Annotated in this window: 21 protein-coding genes and 1 tRNA gene; 9 read left to right on the top strand and 13 right to left on the bottom strand. The window is 62.2% G+C overall.

Annotation, left to right across the window (positions count from 1 at the left end; all coding sequences use genetic code 11):
• The first annotated feature begins 102 nt into the window (after nucleotides 1-102).
• The 3 genes from HU737_RS00505 (at nucleotide 103) to HU737_RS00515 (ending at nucleotide 2,538) form a co-directional block, all read left to right on the top strand.
• Nucleotides 103-792, top strand: a complete 690-nt coding sequence (locus HU737_RS00505; RefSeq protein WP_186554205.1) for a hydrolase — start codon at nucleotides 103-105, stop codon at nucleotides 790-792.
• Nucleotides 793-836: 44 nt separating this feature from the next.
• Entirely contained in the window at nucleotides 837-1,463 is a 627-nt protein-coding gene (gene ycaC / locus HU737_RS00510; protein WP_186554204.1) for an isochorismate family cysteine hydrolase YcaC, read from the top strand.
• Between the two features lie 109 nt (nucleotides 1,464-1,572).
• On the top strand, nucleotides 1,573-2,538 hold the full coding sequence (locus HU737_RS00515) for a LysR substrate-binding domain-containing protein (protein WP_186554203.1): 966 nt from the start codon (nucleotides 1,573-1,575) through the stop codon (nucleotides 2,536-2,538).
• Here the strand turns inward: HU737_RS00515 and HU737_RS00520 are convergent.
• The 9 genes from HU737_RS00520 to HU737_RS00560 all read right to left on the bottom strand — a co-directional run bounded on the left by HU737_RS00520 (nucleotide 2,510) and on the right by HU737_RS00560 (nucleotide 10,652).
• Nucleotides 2,510-3,691 carry an MFS transporter gene (locus tag HU737_RS00520; protein ID WP_186554202.1) on the bottom strand — a complete coding sequence of 394 codons (1,182 nt, stop codon included), beginning with the start codon at nucleotides 3,689-3,691 and terminating at the stop codon, nucleotides 2,510-2,512. The genes HU737_RS00515 and HU737_RS00520 overlap by 29 nt on opposite strands.
• A gap of 163 nt (nucleotides 3,692-3,854) precedes the next feature.
• The gene (gene ychF / locus HU737_RS00525; protein WP_186554201.1) at nucleotides 3,855-4,955 is read right to left on the bottom strand and encodes a redox-regulated ATPase YchF; all 1,101 of its coding nucleotides are present in this window, start codon (nucleotides 4,953-4,955) and stop codon (nucleotides 3,855-3,857) included.
• Nucleotides 4,956-4,977: 22 nt separating this feature from the next.
• Nucleotides 4,978-5,562, bottom strand: coding sequence for an aminoacyl-tRNA hydrolase (pth, locus tag HU737_RS00530; RefSeq protein ID WP_186554200.1), 585 nt, complete (start codon nucleotides 5,560-5,562; stop codon nucleotides 4,978-4,980).
• A 77-nt stretch (nucleotides 5,563-5,639) separates the two neighbouring features.
• Nucleotides 5,640-6,236, bottom strand: coding sequence for a 50S ribosomal protein L25/general stress protein Ctc (locus HU737_RS00535; protein ID WP_186554199.1), 597 nt, complete (start codon nucleotides 6,234-6,236; stop codon nucleotides 5,640-5,642).
• A gap of 125 nt (nucleotides 6,237-6,361) precedes the next feature.
• Nucleotides 6,362-7,303, bottom strand: coding sequence for a ribose-phosphate pyrophosphokinase (locus HU737_RS00540; protein WP_099773531.1), 942 nt, complete (start codon nucleotides 7,301-7,303; stop codon nucleotides 6,362-6,364).
• Between the two features lie 48 nt (nucleotides 7,304-7,351).
• Nucleotides 7,352-7,426, bottom strand: a tRNA-Gln gene (locus HU737_RS00545).
• A gap of 34 nt (nucleotides 7,427-7,460) precedes the next feature.
• Nucleotides 7,461-8,306: a 4-(cytidine 5'-diphospho)-2-C-methyl-D-erythritol kinase gene (gene ispE / locus HU737_RS00550; RefSeq protein WP_186554198.1), complete on the bottom strand. Its 846-nt coding sequence runs from the start codon at nucleotides 8,304-8,306 to the stop codon at nucleotides 7,461-7,463.
• A gap of 3 nt (nucleotides 8,307-8,309) precedes the next feature.
• Nucleotides 8,310-8,927, bottom strand: coding sequence for a lipoprotein insertase outer membrane protein LolB (gene lolB / locus HU737_RS00555; protein WP_186554197.1), 618 nt, complete (start codon nucleotides 8,925-8,927; stop codon nucleotides 8,310-8,312).
• 3 nt (nucleotides 8,928-8,930) lie between these two features.
• On the bottom strand, nucleotides 8,931-10,652 hold the full coding sequence (locus HU737_RS00560; RefSeq protein ID WP_186554196.1) for a tetratricopeptide repeat protein: 1,722 nt from the start codon (nucleotides 10,650-10,652) through the stop codon (nucleotides 8,931-8,933).
• A gap of 212 nt (nucleotides 10,653-10,864) precedes the next feature.
• Between HU737_RS00560 and hemA the strand changes: the two genes are divergently transcribed.
• The 6 genes from hemA (at nucleotide 10,865) to HU737_RS00590 (ending at nucleotide 16,223) form a co-directional block, all read left to right on the top strand.
• Nucleotides 10,865-12,142, top strand: a complete 1,278-nt coding sequence (gene hemA / locus HU737_RS00565; RefSeq protein WP_186554195.1) for a glutamyl-tRNA reductase — start codon at nucleotides 10,865-10,867, stop codon at nucleotides 12,140-12,142.
• Nucleotides 12,139-13,221, top strand: coding sequence for a peptide chain release factor 1 (gene prfA, locus HU737_RS00570; protein ID WP_186554194.1), 1,083 nt, complete (start codon nucleotides 12,139-12,141; stop codon nucleotides 13,219-13,221). Before hemA ends, prfA begins: the two co-directional genes overlap by 4 nt.
• Nucleotides 13,221-14,051 carry a peptide chain release factor N(5)-glutamine methyltransferase gene (gene prmC / locus HU737_RS00575; protein ID WP_186554193.1) on the top strand — a complete coding sequence of 277 codons (831 nt, stop codon included), beginning with the start codon at nucleotides 13,221-13,223 and terminating at the stop codon, nucleotides 14,049-14,051. The genes prfA and prmC overlap by 1 nt, the downstream gene beginning before the upstream one ends.
• Nucleotides 14,045-14,800: a molybdopterin-synthase adenylyltransferase MoeB gene (locus tag HU737_RS00580; protein WP_186554192.1), complete on the top strand. Its 756-nt coding sequence runs from the start codon at nucleotides 14,045-14,047 to the stop codon at nucleotides 14,798-14,800. Before prmC ends, HU737_RS00580 begins: the two co-directional genes overlap by 7 nt.
• Nucleotides 14,793-15,590, top strand: coding sequence for a glutamate racemase (gene murI, locus HU737_RS00585; RefSeq protein WP_186554191.1), 798 nt, complete (start codon nucleotides 14,793-14,795; stop codon nucleotides 15,588-15,590). Before HU737_RS00580 ends, murI begins: the two co-directional genes overlap by 8 nt.
• A gap of 114 nt (nucleotides 15,591-15,704) precedes the next feature.
• The gene (locus tag HU737_RS00590) at nucleotides 15,705-16,223 is read left to right on the top strand and encodes an acyloxyacyl hydrolase (protein WP_186554190.1); all 519 of its coding nucleotides are present in this window, start codon (nucleotides 15,705-15,707) and stop codon (nucleotides 16,221-16,223) included.
• A 32-nt stretch (nucleotides 16,224-16,255) separates the two neighbouring features.
• Here the strand turns inward: HU737_RS00590 and HU737_RS00595 are convergent, their stop codons facing one another.
• The 4 genes from HU737_RS00595 to HU737_RS00610 are packed head-to-tail and all read right to left on the bottom strand — an operon-like array spanning nucleotide 16,256 to nucleotide 20,219.
• Nucleotides 16,256-16,954 (bottom strand): SDR family oxidoreductase, encoded by a 699-nt coding sequence (locus tag HU737_RS00595; RefSeq protein ID WP_186554189.1) that lies wholly within the window; start codon nucleotides 16,952-16,954, stop codon nucleotides 16,256-16,258.
• Nucleotides 16,951-18,393: a deoxyribodipyrimidine photo-lyase gene (gene phrB, locus HU737_RS00600; RefSeq protein ID WP_186554188.1), complete on the bottom strand. Its 1,443-nt coding sequence runs from the start codon at nucleotides 18,391-18,393 to the stop codon at nucleotides 16,951-16,953. The genes HU737_RS00595 and phrB overlap by 4 nt, the downstream gene beginning before the upstream one ends.
• A gap of 7 nt (nucleotides 18,394-18,400) precedes the next feature.
• Nucleotides 18,401-19,270, bottom strand: a complete 870-nt coding sequence (locus tag HU737_RS00605; protein ID WP_186554187.1) for a MerR family transcriptional regulator — start codon at nucleotides 19,268-19,270, stop codon at nucleotides 18,401-18,403.
• On the bottom strand, nucleotides 19,260-20,219 hold the full coding sequence (locus HU737_RS00610) for a DUF523 and DUF1722 domain-containing protein (protein WP_186554186.1): 960 nt from the start codon (nucleotides 20,217-20,219) through the stop codon (nucleotides 19,260-19,262). Before HU737_RS00610 ends, HU737_RS00605 begins: the two co-directional genes overlap by 11 nt.
• Nucleotides 20,220-20,304 lie beyond the last annotated feature (85 nt).

Raw genomic sequence — 20,304 nt, forward strand, 5'->3', positions numbered from 1 at the left:
AGCCTGCGTTGCCTACTCTCATAATCCCCACTGTGGACCTGTGGGTCGCGGCCCGACCGCATTGGCCAGGATGGCCGGTTCTCCAAACAAGAGGAGAGAACGATGAGCAATTTCTCGCAAGCTGCCAACTTCGAAGGCCAGATCCCCCGGATTGATCCTGACAATGCCACGATGCTGCTGATCGACCACCAGAGTGGCCTGTTCCAGACGGTCAAGGACATGCCCATGACCGAGCTGCGGGCCAACGCCATCACCCTGGCCAAAGTCGCCAGCCTGGCCAAGATTCCGGTCATCACCACCGCCTCCGTGCCCCAGGGGCCCAACGGCCCGCTGATTCCAGAGATTCACGAAGCCGCTCCGCACGCCCAGTACGTCGCGCGCAAGGGTGAGATCAACGCCTGGGACAATCCCGAGTTCGTGGCCGCCGTGAAGGCGACCGGGCGCAAGCAACTGATCATCGCCGGCACCATCACCAGTGTCTGCATGGCCTTCCCCAGCATCAGCGCGGTAAATGCCGGCTATCAGGTGTTCGCTGTCATCGACGCGTCAGGTACCTACTCGAAGATGGCCCAGGAAGTGACCCTGGCGCGGGTGGTCCAGGCTGGCGTGGTACCGATGGACACCGCAGCGGTTTGCTCGGAGGTACAACGCACCTGGAACCGGCCGGACGCCGCCCAGTGGGCCGAGGCCTACAGCGCAGTATTCCCGCACTACCAGCTGCTGATCGAGAGCTACATGAAGGCCCAGGCCGTCGTCAGCCAGAACGAGCAGTTGGATTCGCAACGTAGCTGACCCCACGCGGGGCGCGTTTTCCCATCCACGCAAGGAGATCCACCATGGCATTTCAATACAAGCGTCTGGACAAGAACAACGCAGCGGTACTGCTGGTCGATCACCAGACCGGCTTGCTGTCGCTGGTGCGCGACATCGATCCGGACCGCTTCAAGAACAACGTGCTGGCGCTGGCTGACCTGGCCCAGTACTTCAAGTTGCCGACCATTCTCACCACCAGTTTCGAAAGTGGCCCCAACGGCCCGCTGGTGCCGGAGCTCAAGGCGCAATTTCCTGATGCGCCCTACGTGGCGCGGCCCGGCAATATCAATGCCTGGGACAACGAGGACTTCGTCAAGGCGGTCAAGGCCACCGGCAAGAAGCAACTGCTTATCGCTGGGGTGGTGACCGAGGTCTGCGTGGCCTTCCCGGCACTGTCGGCACTGGAGGAGGGCTTCGAGGTGTTCGTCGTGACGGACGCCTCGGGTACCTTCAACGAGCTGACCCGCGATTCGGCCTGGCGGCGCATGGAGGCCGCTGGGGCGCAATTGATGACCTGGTTCGGCGTGGCCTGTGAGCTGCATCGCGACTGGCGCAACGATATCGAGGGGCTGGGGACGCTGTTCTCCAACCACATTCCCGATTACCGCAACCTGATGACCAGCTACAGCACACTCACCGAGTCCAAGTGACGCAAGACCTGGGCCTCTGCAAGGAGGCCCGGGTCGGCACCACGACGGGCACCACAATCCTTGCGTAAAGGCGGATGATGTACGCGTGAGTCGTGGACGAGTGATGCCGATGTTTGACCTGAACGACCTGTATCTTTACGCCAAGGTGGTGGAGCACGGCGGGTTTGCCCCTGCCGGACGCATCCTGGACTTGCCCAAGTCACGCTTGAGTCGTCGCGTGGCCAAGTTGGAGGAGCGCTTGGGCGTGCGCCTGATCCAGCGCTCGACACGGCAGTTCGCGGTTACCGAAGTGGGCCTGGAGTATTACCACCATTGCCTGGGCATGCTCGAACAAGCAATAGCTGCCGAGGATGCGATCGAGCGTAATCGGCTCGAGCCACGCGGCATCGTCCGCCTGGCCAGCAGCACGTCGCTATTGGATTCGCGCCTGGCGCCGATCCTGGCGCGTTTCATGGCCCAGTGCCCGGTGGTGGAACTGCTGGTGAAAAGCTATAACCGGCGGGTCGACGTGATCGGCGAGGGCTTCGATTTGGTCCTGAGCGTGCGCCACCAGCCGCTGCAAAGTAGCGAGTTGATCATGCGCCGGCTGGCGCCGAGTCGGCATTGCCTGGTGGCTGCCCCGAGCCTGCTCGCTGAACATGGCCAGCCGCAAACCCCCGCGCAACTGCCAGCGCTGCCAAGCCTGTGCTGGGGCATCAATGTGCACGACTACACCTGGGATCTGGTCGGGCCGCAGGGCGCCGAAGCCTCTATCGAGTTTCGTCCACGGCTGGTCTCGGACGATCTGGCCGTGTTGCGCGAAGGTGTCCTGGCCGGTGTTGGCGTAGCGCTGCTGCCTGTGGAGGCGGTTAGCGAATACCTGGCCAACGGCCGGCTGGTGCATGTGCTGGAGGGCTGGGCGCCACGCGAAGGCGAGGTGGTGGCGCTGTTCCCTTCGCGGCGTGGGCTGATGCCGGCGGTGCGCAAGCTGATCGACTTTCTCGCCGAGGCGTTCGAGCAGGAGCAGCTTGGGCCGTTTGCTGTGAATACCTCGGCGGTTGAGTCAGTTAACCCTGTGCCATCTCGCGCTCGCTGAACGCGGGTTTATCTCGCTTCGAGGTACTTGCCGACCAGGCCGCCAATACCGCAGCCACTGCGGTCAGCAGGGCACCCGCCCAGGGTGTGGCGGTGAGGCTTGCGCCAGTGATCACCAGGCCGCCGACCGCTGTGCCCACACCCACTCCCAGGTGCATGGCAGACAAGTTAAGGCTCATGCCTGCCGGGAAGGTCTGCGCCCCGCGGTTGGCGAGATAGCTTTGCACCACCGGCGAGACCATCCAGCTCACACAACCCCAGAGCATCATCATCGGTAGGAACAGCCACGGCGTTGCCGCGCCCAAGGGCAGCATCAGCAGGCTGGCCAGGTACAGCAGTGGGGTAATCAAAATGGCCCGGTTGGCGCCCAACCGGTCGGCCATCCAGCCGCCGACATAGCCCCCAGAGACGCCTGCAATGCCAAAGGCGGCAAACACTGCAGCCAGCCATTGGGTGGGGATCTGCCCAACCTGCAGGGCGTATGGGGCAAGGTAGGCGAAGACGGTGAAGTGTCCGGCGATCATCAGCAGCGAGACCAGCTGAGCGGCGAGCAGGCGCCCGTTACCCAGGTGTTGCAGATACATCCGCGGCGCAACCCGCTCACTGCCCTCAAGCGCGGGCAGCGCTCGCCATGTCAGCAGTAGCACGGCGCAGGCGAGCAGCGCCAGGCCAATGAAAACGCCGCGCCAGCCGAGGGCGTCGCACAACAGCATGCCGACTGGCACACCCAGCACCAGCGAGCCACTGATACCCATGAAAATCACGCCGATGGCCCGACCTCGCAGGGCTTCGGGCACCATGCGGGTGGCCATCAGGGTGCAAGTCAGGCAGGTCAGCGCGCTGGTCGCCGCCATGCCGATGCGAGCGGCGACCAGCAGGCCGTAGCCAGGGGCCAGGGCTGCGATCAGGTTGAATATTGCGAACAGGCCCAGCGCCGCGCACAGCAGGCCGCGCAACGGGAAGCGGCGGGTCAGCAGGGGTGAGAAGGGGGCTGCTGCGGCGAATGCCAGGGAGAAGACTGTAGTCAGTTGCCCGGCGACGCCCAGTGGTACGTCGAGCCCGTCGACCAGGGCCGGCAAGATGCCGATAGTGATGTTTTCTGCCATGCCGGTGACGAAGGTCGCCAGGGCCAGAAGCCAGATACGTGCGCTCATGTGTGCTCCGATGTGCAAGCCGGTGTGGGCCGGACCTGCAGGCCCGACGGTCGACCGGCAGGGGTCAAGACCATCGGGTTTCGAGGCAGCGCTTCGGTTATCCCGCTTCAGTTACGCCTTCAGTGTAGTGCTTTGCGTGAGGGCGTCGCATATTACAGCCGAATCAGACGTTGAAGCGGAAGTGCATCACGTCGCCATCTTTGACGATGTAGTCCTTGCCTTCCAGACGCCATTTGCCGGCTTCTTTTGCACCGCCTTCACCCTTGTACTGGATGAAGTCGTCATAGGCCACCACTTCGGCGCGGATGAAGCCTTTCTCGAAGTCGGTGTGGATCACGCCGGCCGCTTGCGGGGCGGTTGCGCCGACACGAACGGTCCAGGCACGTACTTCCTGCACGCCGGCAGTGAAGTAGGTTTGCAGGTTGAGCAGTTCGTAACCTGCGCGGATCACCCGGTTCAGGCCAGGCTCTTCCAGGCCCAGGGCCTCGAGGAACATGTCTTTCTCTTCGCCGTCGTCGAGTTCAGCGATCTCGGCTTCGATCTTGTTGCACACCGGCACCACCACTGCGCCTTCTTCTTCGGCGATGGCGCGGACTACGTCCAGGTGCGGGTTGTTGTCGAAGCCGTCTTCAGCGACGTTGGCGATGTACATCACCGGCTTGCTGGTCAGCAGGTGGAAGCCACGGATCACGGCTTTCTCGTCGTCAGCCATGTTCTTCATCAGACTGCGCGCCGGCTTGCCTTCGGTGAAGTGCGGGATCAGTTTTTCCAGGATGGCTTTCTGCGCCAGGGCATCCTTGTCGCCGCCCTTGGCGTTACGGGCAACCTTCTGCAGTTGCTTCTCGCAGCTGTCGAGGTCAGCGAAGATCAGCTCCAGGTCGATGATCTCGATGTCGCGCTTGGGGTCGACGCTGTTGGAGACGTGAATCACGTTCTCGTCTTCGAAGCAGCGCACCACGTGGGCGATGGCGTCGGTCTCGCGGATGTTGGCGAGGAACTTGTTGCCCAGGCCTTCACCTTTGGAGGCACCGGCCACCAGGCCTGCGATGTCGACGAACTCCATGGTGGTCGGCAGGATGCGGTTAGGCTTGACGATCTCGGCCAGGGCCGCCAGGCGCGCGTCGGGCATCGGGACGATGCCGCTGTTCGGCTCGATGGTGCAGAAGGGGAAGTTCTCAGCCGCGATGCCGGATTTGGTCAGCGCGTTGAACAGGGTGGACTTGCCGACGTTGGGCAGGCCGACGATGCCGCAATTGAAACCCATGGAAATTCCCCTCTAGGTGATATCAGGCCTTCTGGCCGTGCAGCTCGCGCATGGCCTTGGCGAAGTCGCCGGCGAGCACGTCCGGCAGCACGCCGAGGGCAAAGTCGATGCTGGCGTCGAGCTTGTCCTGTTCAGCGCGCGGTGCGCGGCCGAGGACGAAGTTGGAGACCAGCTTGGCGTCACCTGGGTGGCCGATGCCGAGCCGCAGGCGATGGAAGTCGTTCTGGTTGCCGAGCTGCGCGATGATGTCGCGCAGGCCGTTATGCCCGCCGTGGCCGCCGCCCTTCTTGAGCTTGGCGACGCCGGGAGGCAGGTCGAGTTCGTCGTGAGCCACCAGAATAGCTTCCGGCTTGATCCGGAAGAAATTGGCCAAAGCCGCTACGGACTGGCCGCTACGGTTCATGTAGGTGGTGGGGATCAACAGACGAACGTCGTTGCCCTGATGGCTGAATTTACCCGTCAGGCCGAAATATTTGCGGTCAGCAGTCAAGGAGACACGCTGGGCGCTAGCAATGCGTTCAACGAAAAGAGCCCCTGCGTTATGCCGGGTCTGTTCGTATTCGGGGCCGGGGTTACCCAGGCCAACGATCAACTGGATGGCGGTCACGTAGGGGCTCTTCCTTGGAGTTGGTGGGTTACAGCGCTGAGCACTGTAACCCGGTCAACACCGGCGTGCCGAGTAGATTACTCAGCAGCGCCTTCTGCAGCTTCCGGCGCAACACGCGGAGCGTGAACGTTGGCAACAGCTTTGTCATCACCGTGGGCCAGAGCTACGAACTCTACGCCTTTCGGAGCTTTCAGGTCCGACAGGTGGATGATGGTGCCGATTTCAGCGTTAGCCAGGTCGACTTCGATGAACTCTGGCAGGTCCTTGGCTTCGCAGGACACTTCGATCTGCGACTCAACGTGCGAGATCTCGCCGCCTTTCTTGACCGGTGCTTCTTCGTTGATGAAGTGCACTGGAACAACAGCAGTCAGCTTCTGGCCAGCAACGACGCGAATGAAGTCAGCGTGCATGATGAATTGCTTGGCTGGGTGACGCTGCATGGCTTTAACGATGACGTTTTGCTTGGCGCCGTCAACGTTCAGCTCGATCACGTGGCTGTAGGCAGCTTCGTTTTCGAACAGTTTGGCGATTTCCTTGGCCACGATGGTCAGGGATTGCGCTTCTTTACCGCCACCGTAGACAACGGCAGGGATGCTGGCGGAGTGACGCAGGCGGCGGCTCGCACCTTTCCCCAGGTCAGTACGCGCTTGGGCGTTCAGGATGAAATCAGTCATTTTGTTTCTCCAAAATAGCCATCTCCCGCAGGCGTTTGCGACCAGCGCCAAACGGGGTGGGCAAAAAAGCCCCGCCCCAACAGCGAGTGTTGGGGCGGGGCGCTTTTCGTCAACGTGTGTTCCGCTTAGCGGAACATCGCGCTGATCGATTCTTCGTTGCTGATACGGCGGACCGCTTCAGCGACAACCGGTGCGATATCCAACTGGCGGATACGGTCACAGGCTTGAGCAGCGGCGGACAGCGGGATGGTGTTGGTCACCACCAGCTCGTCCAGTACCGACTTCTCGATGTTCTCGATCGCTCGGCCAGACAGAACAGGGTGCGTGCAGTAGGCGTAAACCTTGGCAGCGCCGTGTTCTTTCAGGGCCTTGGCCGCGTGGCACAGGGTGCCGGCGGTGTCGACCATGTCGTCTACCAGGATGCAAGTGCGTCCTTCGACGTCGCCGATGATATGCATCACTTCGGAGTGATTGGCCTTTTCACGGCGTTTGTCGATGATACCCAGATCGACACCCAGCGACTTGGCAACAGCACGTGCACGCACGACGCCGCCGATGTCTGGGGAGACGATCATCAGGTTCTCGAAACGCTGGTCTTCGATATCGTCGACCAATACGGGCGAGCCGTAGATGTTGTCGACAGGAATATCGAAGAAACCCTGGATCTGGTCAGCGTGCAGGTCGACGGTGAGAACACGGTCGATACCCACGACAGTGAGCATGTCAGCGACAACTTTGGCGCTGATGGCTACACGTGCCGAACGCGGACGGCGGTCCTGGCGGGCGTATCCGAAGTAAGGAATCACGGCAGTGATTCGGGAAGCTGAGGAGCGGCGGAAGGCGTCGGCCATCACTACCAGTTCCATCAGATTATCGTTGGTCGGAGCGCAGGTCGGCTGAATAATGAAGACGTCTTTACCGCGGACATTTTCATTGATCTCAGTGCTGATCTCGCCGTCGGAGAATTTACCGACAGAGACGTCACCGAGAGGGATATGCAGCTGACGTACGACACGCCGAGCCAGATCGGGGTTAGCGTTCCCCGTAAAGACCATCATCTTGGACACGCGCAGTACCTGAAGGCTGAGGGTATACCTGGATGAGTATAAGGAAAATGGCAGGGGCGGCTGGATTCGAACCAACGCATGGCAGGATCAAAACCTGCTGCCTTACCGCTTGGCGACGCCCCTGTATCTGTTGCTGCGAGTGCTTGGCACTCGACTTCTAGAGCAGACTTTGTAGCTGTTGATGCAACATCGAAATATTGCTTCCTTTCGCCACAAACCCTGTTTGGGTCTCTGAAAGAAGGGCCAGAACTTTATCAGCTTCGGCTTTGCTTGGGAAGGCCCCAAACACACAACTTCCAGTGCCGGTCAGTCGAGCTTCAGTGTATTTACCCAGTAGATTCAACGCATTGCGAACTTCTGGATAACTTTGCTCTACCACCGGTTGGCAGTCATTTCGACTGTTTCCCTCGGGAACGGGGCGCATCTTAAGGGGGAGGGAATCACGTGTCAACTGCGGATGTGAAAAAATTTCCGCTGTGCTGACAGACACTTGCGGCACCAGCACGACATACCACGGCTGTTCTGGATCGACCGGGGTCAGCTGTTCACCGACGCCTTGGGCGAACGCTGCGTGACCGTGGACGAACACTGGCACGTCGGCGCCCAGGCTCAGGCCCAGCTGGGCCAGGCGATCGGCATCCCAGCCCAGTTGCCACAGATGGTTCAGGCCCAGCAAGGTGGTGGCGGCATCGGAACTGCCGCCGCCGATGCCGCCGCCCATGGGCAGGATCTTGTCCAGCCAGATGTCGACGCCCAGCGTACAGCCCGATTGCGCTTGCAGTTGGCGGGCGGCGCGCACGATCAGGTTACTGTCGTGGTCGACCCCGTTAATTGCGGTTTGCAAACGCACCTGGCCGTCGTCGCGCACGGCGAAGGTCAGATGGTCGGCGTAGTCGAGGAATTGGAAAACGGTTTCCAGCTCGTGATAACCATCGGCGCGGCGACCGATGATGTGCAGCCAGAGATTGAGCTTGGCCGGGGCAGGCAGGGTGAGCTTATCCACAGATCAATGCCCCAGCTGGCGTGGTTGCCAGTCTTTGACCACCAGGGTCACGTCGATATCTTTGCCGTGCAACTTAAGGCGCTCGGGCAGCCAGTAGCCGTTTTGCTCGGTGTAGCTCAGGTACTGCACTTGCCAGCCGTCTTGGCTGAGGCTGGCCAGGCGGCTGTCATCGCCCAGGGTCAGCTGGCTCTTGCTGTCAGGAGCGGGCAGGCCGCGCACCCACCAGACCAGGTGGGAAACCGGCAACTGCCAGCCCAGTTGTTGTTCGAGCAGAGCCTCAGGACTGGGTGCTTCATAGCGGCCCTGATTGGCCACTTCCAGCACCACGCCGCCGGGGCGACCGGTCAGCCGCGCGGCGCCACGGCCGAGCGGGCCGGCCAGGCGGATGTCGTAGTAGTCCTGGCGTTGCAGCCAGAACAGGGTGCCGCTGCCGGAGTCTTTCGGCGCACGGATACCGACCTTGCCGTTGATCTGCCAGCCGTCGAGGGTGCTCAGCTGAGCTTTGTGCTCACGCCACAGCTTTGGGTCGCCCTGGCCGTGCAAGGCTTCGCGAGAACCGAAGCCGGCGCAACCGGCCAGCAGGGCGATCAGGGTAAAGGTGATGCAATGACGCAGAAACATGGCTTAGAGGGTCTCTGATCCGGTCAGGCGCAAGACGGTCTTGCGCAGGATGGTGCTGTCGGGCTGGGCTTGGAAGGCTTTGGCCCAGACCTGGCGAGCTTCACGACGCTTGCCGTTGGCCCAGAGCACTTCGCCCAGGTGGGCAGCCACTTCATGGTCGGGGAAGCGCTCCAAAGCCTGGCGCAGCAGGCGTTCGGCCTCGTCGAGGTTGCCCAGGCGGTAGTTGACCCAGCCCAGGCTGTCGAGTACGGCGGGGTCATCCGGAGTCAGCTGATGGGCTTTTTCGATCAGCTGCTTGGCCTCGGCATAGCGGGTGGTGCGGTCGGCCAGGGTGTAGCCCAGGGCGTTGATGGCCATGGCGTTTTCCGGCTCGCGGGCGATGATTGCGCGCAGGTCTTTTTCCATTTCGGCAAGATCGCCGCGCTTCTCCGCCAGCATGGCGCGGGTGTAGAGCAGGTTGAGGTCGTCCGGGTAGCGCTTGATCGCTTGTTGCAGTACCTGGTCGGCTTGCGCGTCCTTGCCGTTGTTGCCGTAGCTCTCGGCTTCGATCAGGTACAGCTGGATGGCGTAGTCCGGTTGCGCTTCGCGGGCTTCGGCGAGCAGGCGCGAGGCTTCGCTGCCGCGGCCATTGGCAATCAGGATGTCGGCCTGGCGCAGTTGCGCCGGCAGATAGTCTGGGCCGGTGCCGACCAGGGCGTACTCGCGCAGCGCCGCTTCAGGGTCGTTGCGCTCCTCGCGGATGCGTCCCAGGTTCAGGTGCGCGGCATCGACGTTACTGTCGCGCTCGACCAGCTCTTGCAGGTAGCCCTCGGCTTCGTCCCAGTCTTTGTTTTCCAGGCACACCAACGCCAGCGAGTAACGCAGCTCGTCATCCTCCGGGTACTGCTGGAGCATGCTTTCGAATTCGGCCTTGGCGTCGCCGATGCGATCCTGTTCTACCAAGGTGCGGGCGTAGGTCAGGCGCAGGCGTTTGTCGTCGGGGTTGTCGCGGATTGCCCCGCGCAGCAGCGGCAAGGCCTCCGAACCACGGTCCAAGGCTTGTAGCAGGCGAGCGCGAAGCAGGATCGGGGCGATTTCGCCGTTTTGCGGCGGGTGCGCCTCGAGCAGCGACAGCGCTTCTTCAGCCTTGCCGTCTTGATTGAGCAGCAGCGCCTTGCCGAACACCAGCTGACCGTTATTGGGGTATTTGACCAGCAGCCGTTCGAAGCTTTGCATCAGGCCGTCACGGGTGCTTTGGTCGGTTTCGGCGGCCGACAGGGCGAGGAAGTCGAAGTGAGTATCGCCTTGGCCTTGCAGGACTTTTTCCATGTAGGTCATGGATTCGTCATAACGCCCGGAGCGTGCCAGCTGGATTGCGGCGGCGCGCTGCGCATCGAGGTTCTGCGCGTCATTGCGCGCCCAGATCAACGCGGTATCCAGGGCCGGTTCGTCAGCCCCGAGGTACTCGGCGATGCGGTAGGCGCGTTCGGAAACGGCGGGGTCTTGGGTTTTCTCGGCCTGATCGACGTAGTTGGCCAGGGCGATGTCGAAGCGGTTGCGCTGGCCGGCCAGCTCCGCTACCAGCAGGCTGTAGACGGTTTCCTGCTTGAACGATCCGTACGCCACGGGCTTTTCCTGCTCGGCCTTGGCGGCAACAGGCGACTGCGCCTCGCTGTCTTTCGGGGCCAGGCTCTGGCAGCCCTGGAGCAGGGCGAGGGTAAGCAGCAGTGCGTAGGATCTATTCATAGATGAGGCTTAGAAGTGCTAACCGGCGGTCGGAGCATGATGACACAAGCGCAGTGGCAAACCCACCTGCGAAGGCATGCTGTTCATTTCAGGATGACTGTGTTTGCGGCTGGGTATGGCCGCAATCTATTAGGACAATAGCGAACGGTGGTTGTTCTGAATCCTGCGAAGTAGGACAATTATCGGCTTCACGTCACAACCAGCGACCTTGCATGGCCTTTCTTGCACTTGGTATCAACCATAAGACTGCCTCGGTAGACGTACGCGAGCGCGTGGCGTTTACGCCAGAGCAGCTGGTCGATGCCCTGCAGCAGCTTTGCCGACTGACCGCCAGCCGTGAGGCGGCGATTCTTTCGACCTGCAACCGCAGTGAGCTCTATATAGAGCAGGACCACCTGGCAGCCGATGCCGTGCTGCAATGGCTGGCCGAGTACCATAAGCTTAGCCTCGACGAGCTGCGCGCCAGTGCCTACGTGCACGAAGAGCACGACGCCGTGCGGCATATGATGCGGGTCGCCTCCGGGCTCGACTCGCTGGTGCTTGGCGAGCCGCAGATTCTTGGCCAGATGAAGTCGGCCTACGCCGTCGCTCGCGAGGCTGGCACCATTGGTCCGCTGCTTGGCCGGTTGTTCCAGGCCACCTTCAGCGCCGCCAAGCAGGTGCGCACCGACACCGCGATCGGCGAGAACCCGGTGTCGGTGGCATTTGCCGCAGTTAGCCTGGCCCGGCAGATCTTCAGCGACCTGGGCCGCAGTCAAGCGCTGCTGATCGGTGCTGGCGAGACCATCACCCTGGTCGCCCGCCATCTGCATGAGCAAGGTGTGCGGCGCATCGTGGTGGCCAACCGGACACTGGAGCGCGCCAGTATTCTTGCCGAACAGTTTGGCGCGCATGCCGTGCTGCTGGCCGACATCCCCCAGGAATTGGCCAACAGTGACATCGTCATCAGTTCGACCGCCAGTCAGTTGCCGATCCTCGGCAAAGGGGCGGTGGAAAGCGCCTTGAAACAGCGCCGGCACAAACCGATCTTCATGGTCGACATTGCCGTGCCGCGCGATATCGAGCCAGAAGTTGGCGAATTGGACGACGTCTACCTGTATACCGTCGACGACCTGCACGATGTGGTCGCGGAAAACCTCAAGAGCCGCCAGGGCGCGGCCCAGGCCGCCGAAGAGCTGGTCTCGGTGGGCGCCGAGGATTTCATGGTGCGCCTGCGCGAGCTGGCCGCGGTGGATGTGCTCAAGGCCTACCGCCAGCAGAGCGAGCGCCTGCGCGATGAAGAACTGCAAAAGGCCCAGCGCCTGCTGGCCAACGGTGGCAACCCGGAAGATGTGCTGGCCCAGCTGGCTCGCGGTCTGACTAACAAACTCCTGCACGCGCCCAGCGTGCAACTGAAAAAGCTCTCGGCCGAGGGCCGCGTCGATGCGCTGGCCATGGCCCAGGAACTCTTTGCCCTCAATGAGGGCTCCACGGACAAACCCCCGCAATGAAAGCGTCGCTGCTGAACAAACTGGACATTCTCCAGGATCGCTTCGAGGAACTCACCGCCCTGCTGGGCGATGCCGAGGTCATTTCCGACCAGACCCGTTTTCGTGCCTATTCGCGCGAGTACGCCGAAGTCGAGCCGGTGATCACTGCTTTTAAGGAGTGGCGCAAGGTTCAGGACGACCTCGAAGGCGCGCAAGCGCTGCTCAAGGACAGCGACCCGGACCTGCGCGAAATGGCCGTGGAAGAAGTGCGCGAGGCCAAGGAGCAGCTGGCTGCGTTGGAGGTTCAGCTGCAGCGCATGCTGCTGCCCAAGGACCCTAACGACGGGCGCAACGTGTTCCTGGAAATCCGCGCTGGCACCGGCGGTGACGAGGCGGCGATTTTCTCCGGCGATCTGTTCCGCATGTACTCGCGCTACGCCGAAAAACGCGGCTGGCGCCTGGAGATTCTCTCCGAGAACGAGGGCGAGCACGGCGGCTACAAGGAAATCATCGCCCGGGTCGAAGGCGACAATGTCTACGCCAAGCTCAAGTTCGAGTCGGGCGCGCATCGCGTGCAACGCGTGCCAGAGACCGAGTCGCAGGGGCGTATCCACACCTCGGCGTGTACCGTGGCGGTACTGCCCGAGCCGGATGAGCAGGTGGCGATCGAGATCAACCCGGCCGACCTGCGTGTCGACACCTACCGTGCCTCTGGCGCCGGTGGTCAGCACATCAACAAGACCGACTCGGCAATCCGCATTACCCACTTGCCCACCGGGATCGTGGTCGAGTGCCAGGAAGAGCGCTCGCAGCACAAGAACCGTGCTCGCGCCATGTCCTGGTTGTCGGCCAAGCTCAACGACATTCAGACCAGCGCCGCGCAGAACGCGATTGCCAGCGAGCGCAAGCTGCTGGTCGGCTCCGGTGACCGCTCCGAGCGGATCCGCACCTACAACTATCCACAGGGCCGAGTCACCGATCACCGCATCAACCTGACCCTGTACTCGCTCGACGACATCCTCGCCGGTGGCGTCGAAGCCGTGATCGAACCGTTGCTGGCCGAGTACCAGGCCGATCAATTGGCCGCCCTGGGGGAATAATGACCATCATCGCCAGCCTGCTGCGCAACGCGCAGCTGCCCGACTCCCCGACCGAACGGCTGGATGCCGAGCTGCTGCTGGCTGCCGCCCTGGGCAAGTCGCGCAGCTACCTGCACACCTGGCCCGAGCGAATCGTCAGCAGCGAGGCGGCGCAAGTGTTCGCCGATTTCCTCAGCCGCCGTCGCGCCGGTGAGCCAGTGGCGTACATCCTCGGTCAGCAGGGCTTCTGGAAGCTCGACCTGGAAGTGGCGCCGCATACCCTGATTCCCCGTCCAGACACCGAGCTGTTGGTGGAAACTGCCCTTGAATTGCTGCCTGCGACCCCCGCACGAATGCTCGATTTGGGCACCGGCACGGGCGCCATCGCCCTGGCCCTGGCCAGCGAGCGACCGGCTTGGCAGGTGGTGGCAGTGGACCGCATCGATGCGGCAGTGGCCCTGGCCGAGCGCAACCGCCAGCGTCTGCAGCTGAACAATGTCCACGTGCGCACCAGCCACTGGTACGACGCCCTGGACGGCGAACTTTTTGACCTGATCATCAGTAACCCGCCCTACATCCGTGCCGAAGATCCGCACCTGGTGGCTGGCGATGTCCGCTTCGAACCGAGCAGTGCCTTGGTGGCGGGCCAGGACGGGCTGGATGATTTGCGCGTCATCATTGCCCAGGCCCCAGGACACTTGCTGCCGGGCGGCTGGCTGCTGCTCGAACACGGCTACGATCAGGCCGCAGACGTGCGTGAGTTGCTCAGCCAGCAGGGTTTCGGTGACGTTTGCAGCCGGATTGACCTGGGCGGCCATGAGCGCATCTCCTTGGGGCGCCTGCCATGCTGAGTGACCAGGAGCTGCTGCGTTACAGCCGGCAGATCCTGCTGGCCCAGGTCGACATCGACGGCCAGTTGCGGCTCAAGCAAAGCAAGGCGCTGGTGGTCGGCGTGGGCGGGCTCGGCTCGCCGGTCGCGCTCTATCTCGCGGCAGCGGGTGTCGGCGAACTGCACCTGGCTGACTTCGATACGGTCGACCTGACCAACCTGCAGCGCCAGATCATCCACGACACCGACAGCGTTGGCCTGGGCAAGGTGGATTCGGCGATCAAGCGCTTGCAGGCGATCAATCCTGAAATCACGCTGGTCGCTCATCGCCAGGCGCTGGATGAAGATTCGCTGTCCGCTGCGGTGGCAGCGGTCGACCTGGTGCTGGACTGTTCCGACAATTTCACCACCCGTGAGGCGGTCAACGCCGCTTGCGTGGCGGCTGGCAAGCCACTGGTCAGTGGGGCGGCGATTCGTCTGGAGGGGCAGCTTTCGGTATTCGATCCGCGCCGGGAAAACAGCCCGTGCTACCACTGCCTGTATGGCCATGGTAGCGAAGCCGAACTGACTTGCAGTGAAGCCGGCGTGATCGGCCCCTTGGTGGGGCTGGTGGGCAGCCTGCAAGCGCTAGAGGCATTGAAGCTGCTCGCCGGCTTTGGCGAGCCATTGGTCGGCCGGCTGCTGCTGATCGACGCGCTGAGCACGCGTATGCGCGAGCTCCGGGTCAAGCGCGACCCTGCGTGTGCAGTGTGCGGCACTCGCCATGGCTGATCGTTTGGCGCCAGTGGGCGTGATGGATTCGGGGGTCGGCGGTCTGTCGGTACTCGCCGAGATCCAGCGCCTGCTGCCCAACGAGTCGCTGTTGTATGTGGCTGACAGCGGGCATGTGCCGTATGGCGAAAAGTCTCCCGATTACATCCGCCAGCGCTTGCGCCATATCGCCGGGTTCTTCCAGCAGCAAGGCGCCAAGGCCATGGTTCTGGCCTGCAACACGGCTACCGTGGCCGCAGTGGCCGACCTGCGCGAGCTGTATCCCAGCTGGCCGCTGGTGGGCATGGAGCCTGCGGTCAAGCCCGCTGCTGCGGCGACCCGCTCGGGCGTGGTCGGGGTGCTGGCCACCACCGGCACCCTGCAGAGTGCCAAGTTCGCCGCCTTGCTCGATCGCTTTGCCAGTGATGTACGGGTAATCACCCAGCCATGTCCGGGCCTGGTCGAGTGCATCGAGGCGGGCGACTTGTTCAGCCCCCAATTGCGCCAGCTGCTGGCTGGCTACGTGCAGCCGCTGCTCAGTGCCGGCTGCGATACCTTGATTCTCGGTTGCACCCACTACCCCTTCTTGCGTCCACTGCTGGCCGAAATGGTGCCGGCTGATGTGGCGATCATCGACACCGGCGCTGCGGTGGCGCGGCAGCTGCAACGGCTACTGGCCGAGCGCCAGTTGCTGGCCGACGGCCCGGCCCGCGATACGGCGTTCTGGAGCAGTGCTGATCCGGAAAATTTGAGAAAAATCCTGCCGTTGCTGTGGAAGAAGTCCGACAGTGTGCAAAGCTTTTCGATGTAAAAAAAGTGTGAAAAGCCACGCAGAAAGCTGAACTATCGTACAACTGCCGATTTCTATTGTTGTGCCTGTGAGGGCGAAACACTAACAACAGCATCAGGAAAAAGGACGTTTCTCATGAAGAAACTGCTTGGTTTGGTGGCGGCTGCCGCCTTGACTGTGGGGCACTTGGGCGCGGCGCAGGCCGCTGATGTTTCTTTCTCGGTGGGGCAGACTGGCGATTTGACCATGGTCTACCGGTTGGGTCTGCAATCGAACTGGGATGCAAGCTGGTGGCAGACCAGTGTCGGTCGCCTGACTGGCTATTGGGATGGGGCGTACACCTACTGGGATGGCGATCAGACCGCGAGCAACCATAGCCTGTCGTTCGCGCCGGTATTCGTCTACGAGTTTGCCGGGGACTCGGTCAAGCCGTACATCGAAGCGGGAATCGGCGTGGCGGCGTTCTCCAGCACCGAACTTGAAAGCAATGAGCTGGGTTCGTCCTTCCAGTTCGAGGACCGCATCGGCTTTGGTTTGCGCTTTGCCGGCGGGCATGAGATTGGCGTGCGCGCCATTCATTACTCCAACGCCGGGATCAAGCAACCCAACGATGGGGTTGAGAGCTATAGCCTGCACTACCGCATGGCACTTTAGGTTTGCTGGGGCCGCTTTGCGGCCCTTGTTGCCTACCGTGGCAACGGCCAAAGGCTGTTGAGGCTCAGAGCCTCTAGCACCAATTCAGGTTCACGCTTGGGCAGGCTGGCCAGCAATACTTGCGCAGCAGTCTGCGCCGTCCACTGTTCAGGCACCGCCTGGGCCAGCGTCACCGGCGCTTTCAACGACTGCGGCGCCACTAGCGTCAGATCGATACCCAGATCCTGCAATACCTGGCGCTGCTCGCGGAACCAGTGCGGAGGGCTGTTGAAACCACTCAATGGCTGATTGGGTTCATACAGCTGCATCGCCGAGTAACGGCTGAGGATAGCCATGACCTGCGCAGCATCGCCCTTGGCCAGCAAGGGCAGGGCGGCGGCCAGGCAATTGGCACTGGCTTGCAGGTTACTGGTAACGATGCTTTGGAACAGGTCGGTATCCGGCAGATCATCCGCCAGGTAGTCGCAGGTGCCGGCATTGATGATCAAACCATCCAGCGATCCCCACGCCGCCTGCAGCTGTGTAACGGCGGCCTGCGCCTGCGAACTGTCATGCAACTGCCCAGGCAAAAGCAGCAGGCGTTCGCGGTAGTGGCTGGCCAAGGCTGTGAGCTCCTGGCTTTGCATACCACTGGCGGCGACCCGATGCCCCTGCTCGAGCAATCCGCTCACCAGAGCTAAACCGAGTCCATTGGTCGCTCCTGTCACCCAGAAACTGCGTGAGTTATTCAAGATACTGCCCTCTGATCCTGCCAGCCGGCCAAGCCTTTGAAGGCTTCCAATGCGCGCTGGCGACTACTTGCGAGATCGACAATCGGACTCTGATAAGAATGTGTAGCAAAAAGATCGGCAGACTTCACGGGCAAATGAATAGTTTTTTCATCCAGGCCCTTCAATTGAGGTAGCCAATGGCGAATGAAGCGCCCCTTGGGGTCGAAGCGTTGCGATTGGGTGACCGGATTGAAGATGCGGAAGTAAGGCACTGAGTCGGTTCCGGTCGACGCGCTCCATTGCCAGCCGCCGTTGTTGGCTGCCAGGTCGCCGTCGATCAAGTGACGCATGAAGTAGCGCTCGCCTTGGCGCCAGTCGATCAGTAGATTCTTGCTCAGGAACATGGCGACGATCATCCGTAGTCGATTGTGCATCCAGCCGGTTTCCAGCAGTTGGCGCATGGCGGCGTCGATCAGTGGGAAACCGGTACGTCCTTCCTGCCAGGCCTTCAAGTCTTCAGGGGCATCACGCCACGGCAGCGCTTCGGTATGCGCACGGAACGGGCGATGGCGCGACACCTGTGGATAACCCACCAGGATGTGCTTGTAGAACTCGCGCCAGAGCAGCTCGTTGATCCAGGTCTGAACCCCGCTGCTGCCGCTGTCGAGCTCGCCGCGGTTGGCGGACAGGGCAGCGTGCAGGCATTGGCGTGGCGAAATCACTCCGGCGGCCAGATACGGTGAGAGCTGGCTGGTGCCAGGTTCGGCGGGCAGGTCACGCAGCTGCGGATAATCCTCGACCACGTCCTCGATAAAGGCCGCCAGGCGGCGCTGCGCCTCGGCTTCGCCAGCGGGCCAATGCTCGCGCAGGGTGAGCGGGGGCGCCTCGAAACCCTCGATCTGGTGTGGGATGGGGTCATTGGCGATGGCTAAGGGCGCCTGGGCGTTGACCTTGTGCGCCAGCGCTGGCAGGCCATGATGCAATCGCTCCAGGCAGGCGCGCTTGAATTGGCCGAACACTTGGAAGTAGTGCCCGCTGCGGGTCAGCACTGTGCCTGGGCGCAGCAGCAGTTGATCAAGATAGGTCGATGTGGACACTGCGGACTGATCCAGCAGGGCTTGCACGGCCTCGTCGCGTCGCTGTTCATTGATGCCGTACTCCTCGTTCCAGTGCACGGCTTCTACCTGGTGCTCACGGCAGACCTCAAGCAGCACGTGCGGCACCTGCTGCCAGGTCGCGGTCTTGCGGATCAGCAAGGGGATGTTCAGTTGTTCCAGCGAGTGGCGCAGCTCGCGCAGGTTGCGCAGCCAGAAATCGACCTTGCACGGCGCGTCGTCATGTTCCAGCCATTGGCCGGGGCTGGCGATCCACAGGGCAATGGTCGGCCCACGCGCACAGGCGGCACTCAGGGCGCTGTTGTCATCTATTCGCAGGTCGCTGCGCAGCCAGATCAGTTGCATGAGTGAGTCATCTCTGTGATTGCTGCAGGAGGCGCAAGGCCGCCTGCGGAGTGTCGAACAACAACAGCTGCGGCAGTGCCAAGGCATGCAACTGGGCCTCATGGAGGGAGACTGTCTCGCCGCCCAGGAGTTTTACCCCGTCGATGCCCTGCAAGGTGCGCTCCAGCGCCACCAGATCGATACGCGGGCCCAGGTGCAGCAGCAGGGCACGTGGTTGCCACTGATTGATCGCGCGTAGCAGTTGCGCGCCACTGACCGGCTGCTCTAGCACTTCGACCGGATAGCCGCTGCTGCTCAGCAACCAGGCGCACAGCCACAACTGGGCATCGAAGGGACGCTCGCTGTCGACGGCCAGCAGGATTGGGCTGCCTTGCAGTTGCTGGTTGTCGTGGTAGACCCGCGCCCCCAGCTTGCTGCGCAGCCAGGTGTGGAAGAACGCTTGCTCCAACCGTGCGTTGAAGTGGGTTTGCCAACGCCGTGCGAGGCTGTGCAGCAGCGGCATCAGCAGCTGCTCGCAGAGGGTGATCGCCGGGTACAGCGCCATGGCCTGGTTGAGCTGGTGGTCAAGGGGGCGCTGGGCGAGCATGCCAATCGCCTCGATCAGCGCCTGTTCACGGCTCTGCCAATCGCCTACGGGGGCGATGCTTGGCGCGCGCTCGAGCAGCTCGCGGACCTGCCCCACCGAAGCGCCGCGTTCCAGCCAACTGAGGATGGTCTGCACGCGCTCGACTTGCTCCTCAGGATACAACCGGTGCCCCTTGGCGGTGCGCTGCGGCTTGAGCAGCCCGTAACGTCGCTCCCAGGCGCGCAGGGTGACCGGGTTGACGCTAGTGCGGCGCGCCAGCTCGCCAATGGCCAGCAGGGTTTCAGACGGCATTGCGCAATCCCAGGCTTTCGGGATGTGGCTGTAGATAGGTTTGCTGGTTCAAGTACGGATCCGGATGGTTGCGCAGGTGGTGTTTGAGCAAGGTGAGCGGCACTACAAGCGGCACGATGCCTTGCTGGTACTGGCCGATCAGTTGCTGGAGTTCGGCGCGGTCGTCACTGCCTAGTGCGCCGCGCAGGTAACCACTCAGGTGCTGCAGCACATTGCCGTGGGTGCCACGGCTGGCGCAGCGGCGCAAGGCCTGCATCAACTGGCTGAAGTAATCGGCACCGACGGTCTGCGGGTCGTCATCACGGCGCAGATTGCCCAGCAACCGCCCAAGCTGACGATAGGCCAGCGGGTTATTGGCCATCAGCAGGTATTTGTAGCGTGAATGGAAACGGATCAAGGCCCCGCGAGTGAGTCCTTCGGCGAGTTGTTGCTGCCAGTCGGCATAGGCATAGACGCGGCTGATGAAGTTTTCCCGAAGCACCGGATCATGCAGGCGGCCTTCTTCCTCCACAGGTAGATCGGGGCGGCGCGCGCAGAACTCATCGGCGTAGGCGCCACGTCCGCCTTTGGTCGAAGGATGACCGTTGTCCTGGTACACCTTGACCCGCTCCAGGCCGCAGGAGGGCGACTTCTGCATGAAGATGTAGCCGCAGATATCATCGAGCTTAGTGGCCATCTGTTCGCCGTAAGCGCGCAGCGGGCCGGACAGGTCCATCCCGGGGTTGCGGGTAGCGACCACTTCAGGTCGCTGCGGATCACCCACCAGGCGGATCGGATCGCGCGGCACGCCCAGGCCGATGGCCACTTCCGGGCACAGCGGCACCCAATCGAAATGCGCCTCGAAATCTTTGAGGCACAGCTCGGAAGCCTTGTGACCTGCGTTGTAGCGCACGCTATGGCCGAGCAGGCAGGCACTGATACCGATGCGGGGTTTCGACGAGGCGTTCATTCGCTGTCTCCGGAAAACTTGTACACAGGCGTATCTTATGTACAAGTCTATTCCAGCACAGCCATAAACTTATGCAAACAATTAT

Source organism: Pseudomonas urmiensis (assembly GCF_014268815.2).
GTDB lineage: Bacteria > Pseudomonadota > Gammaproteobacteria > Pseudomonadales > Pseudomonadaceae > Aquipseudomonas > Aquipseudomonas urmiensis.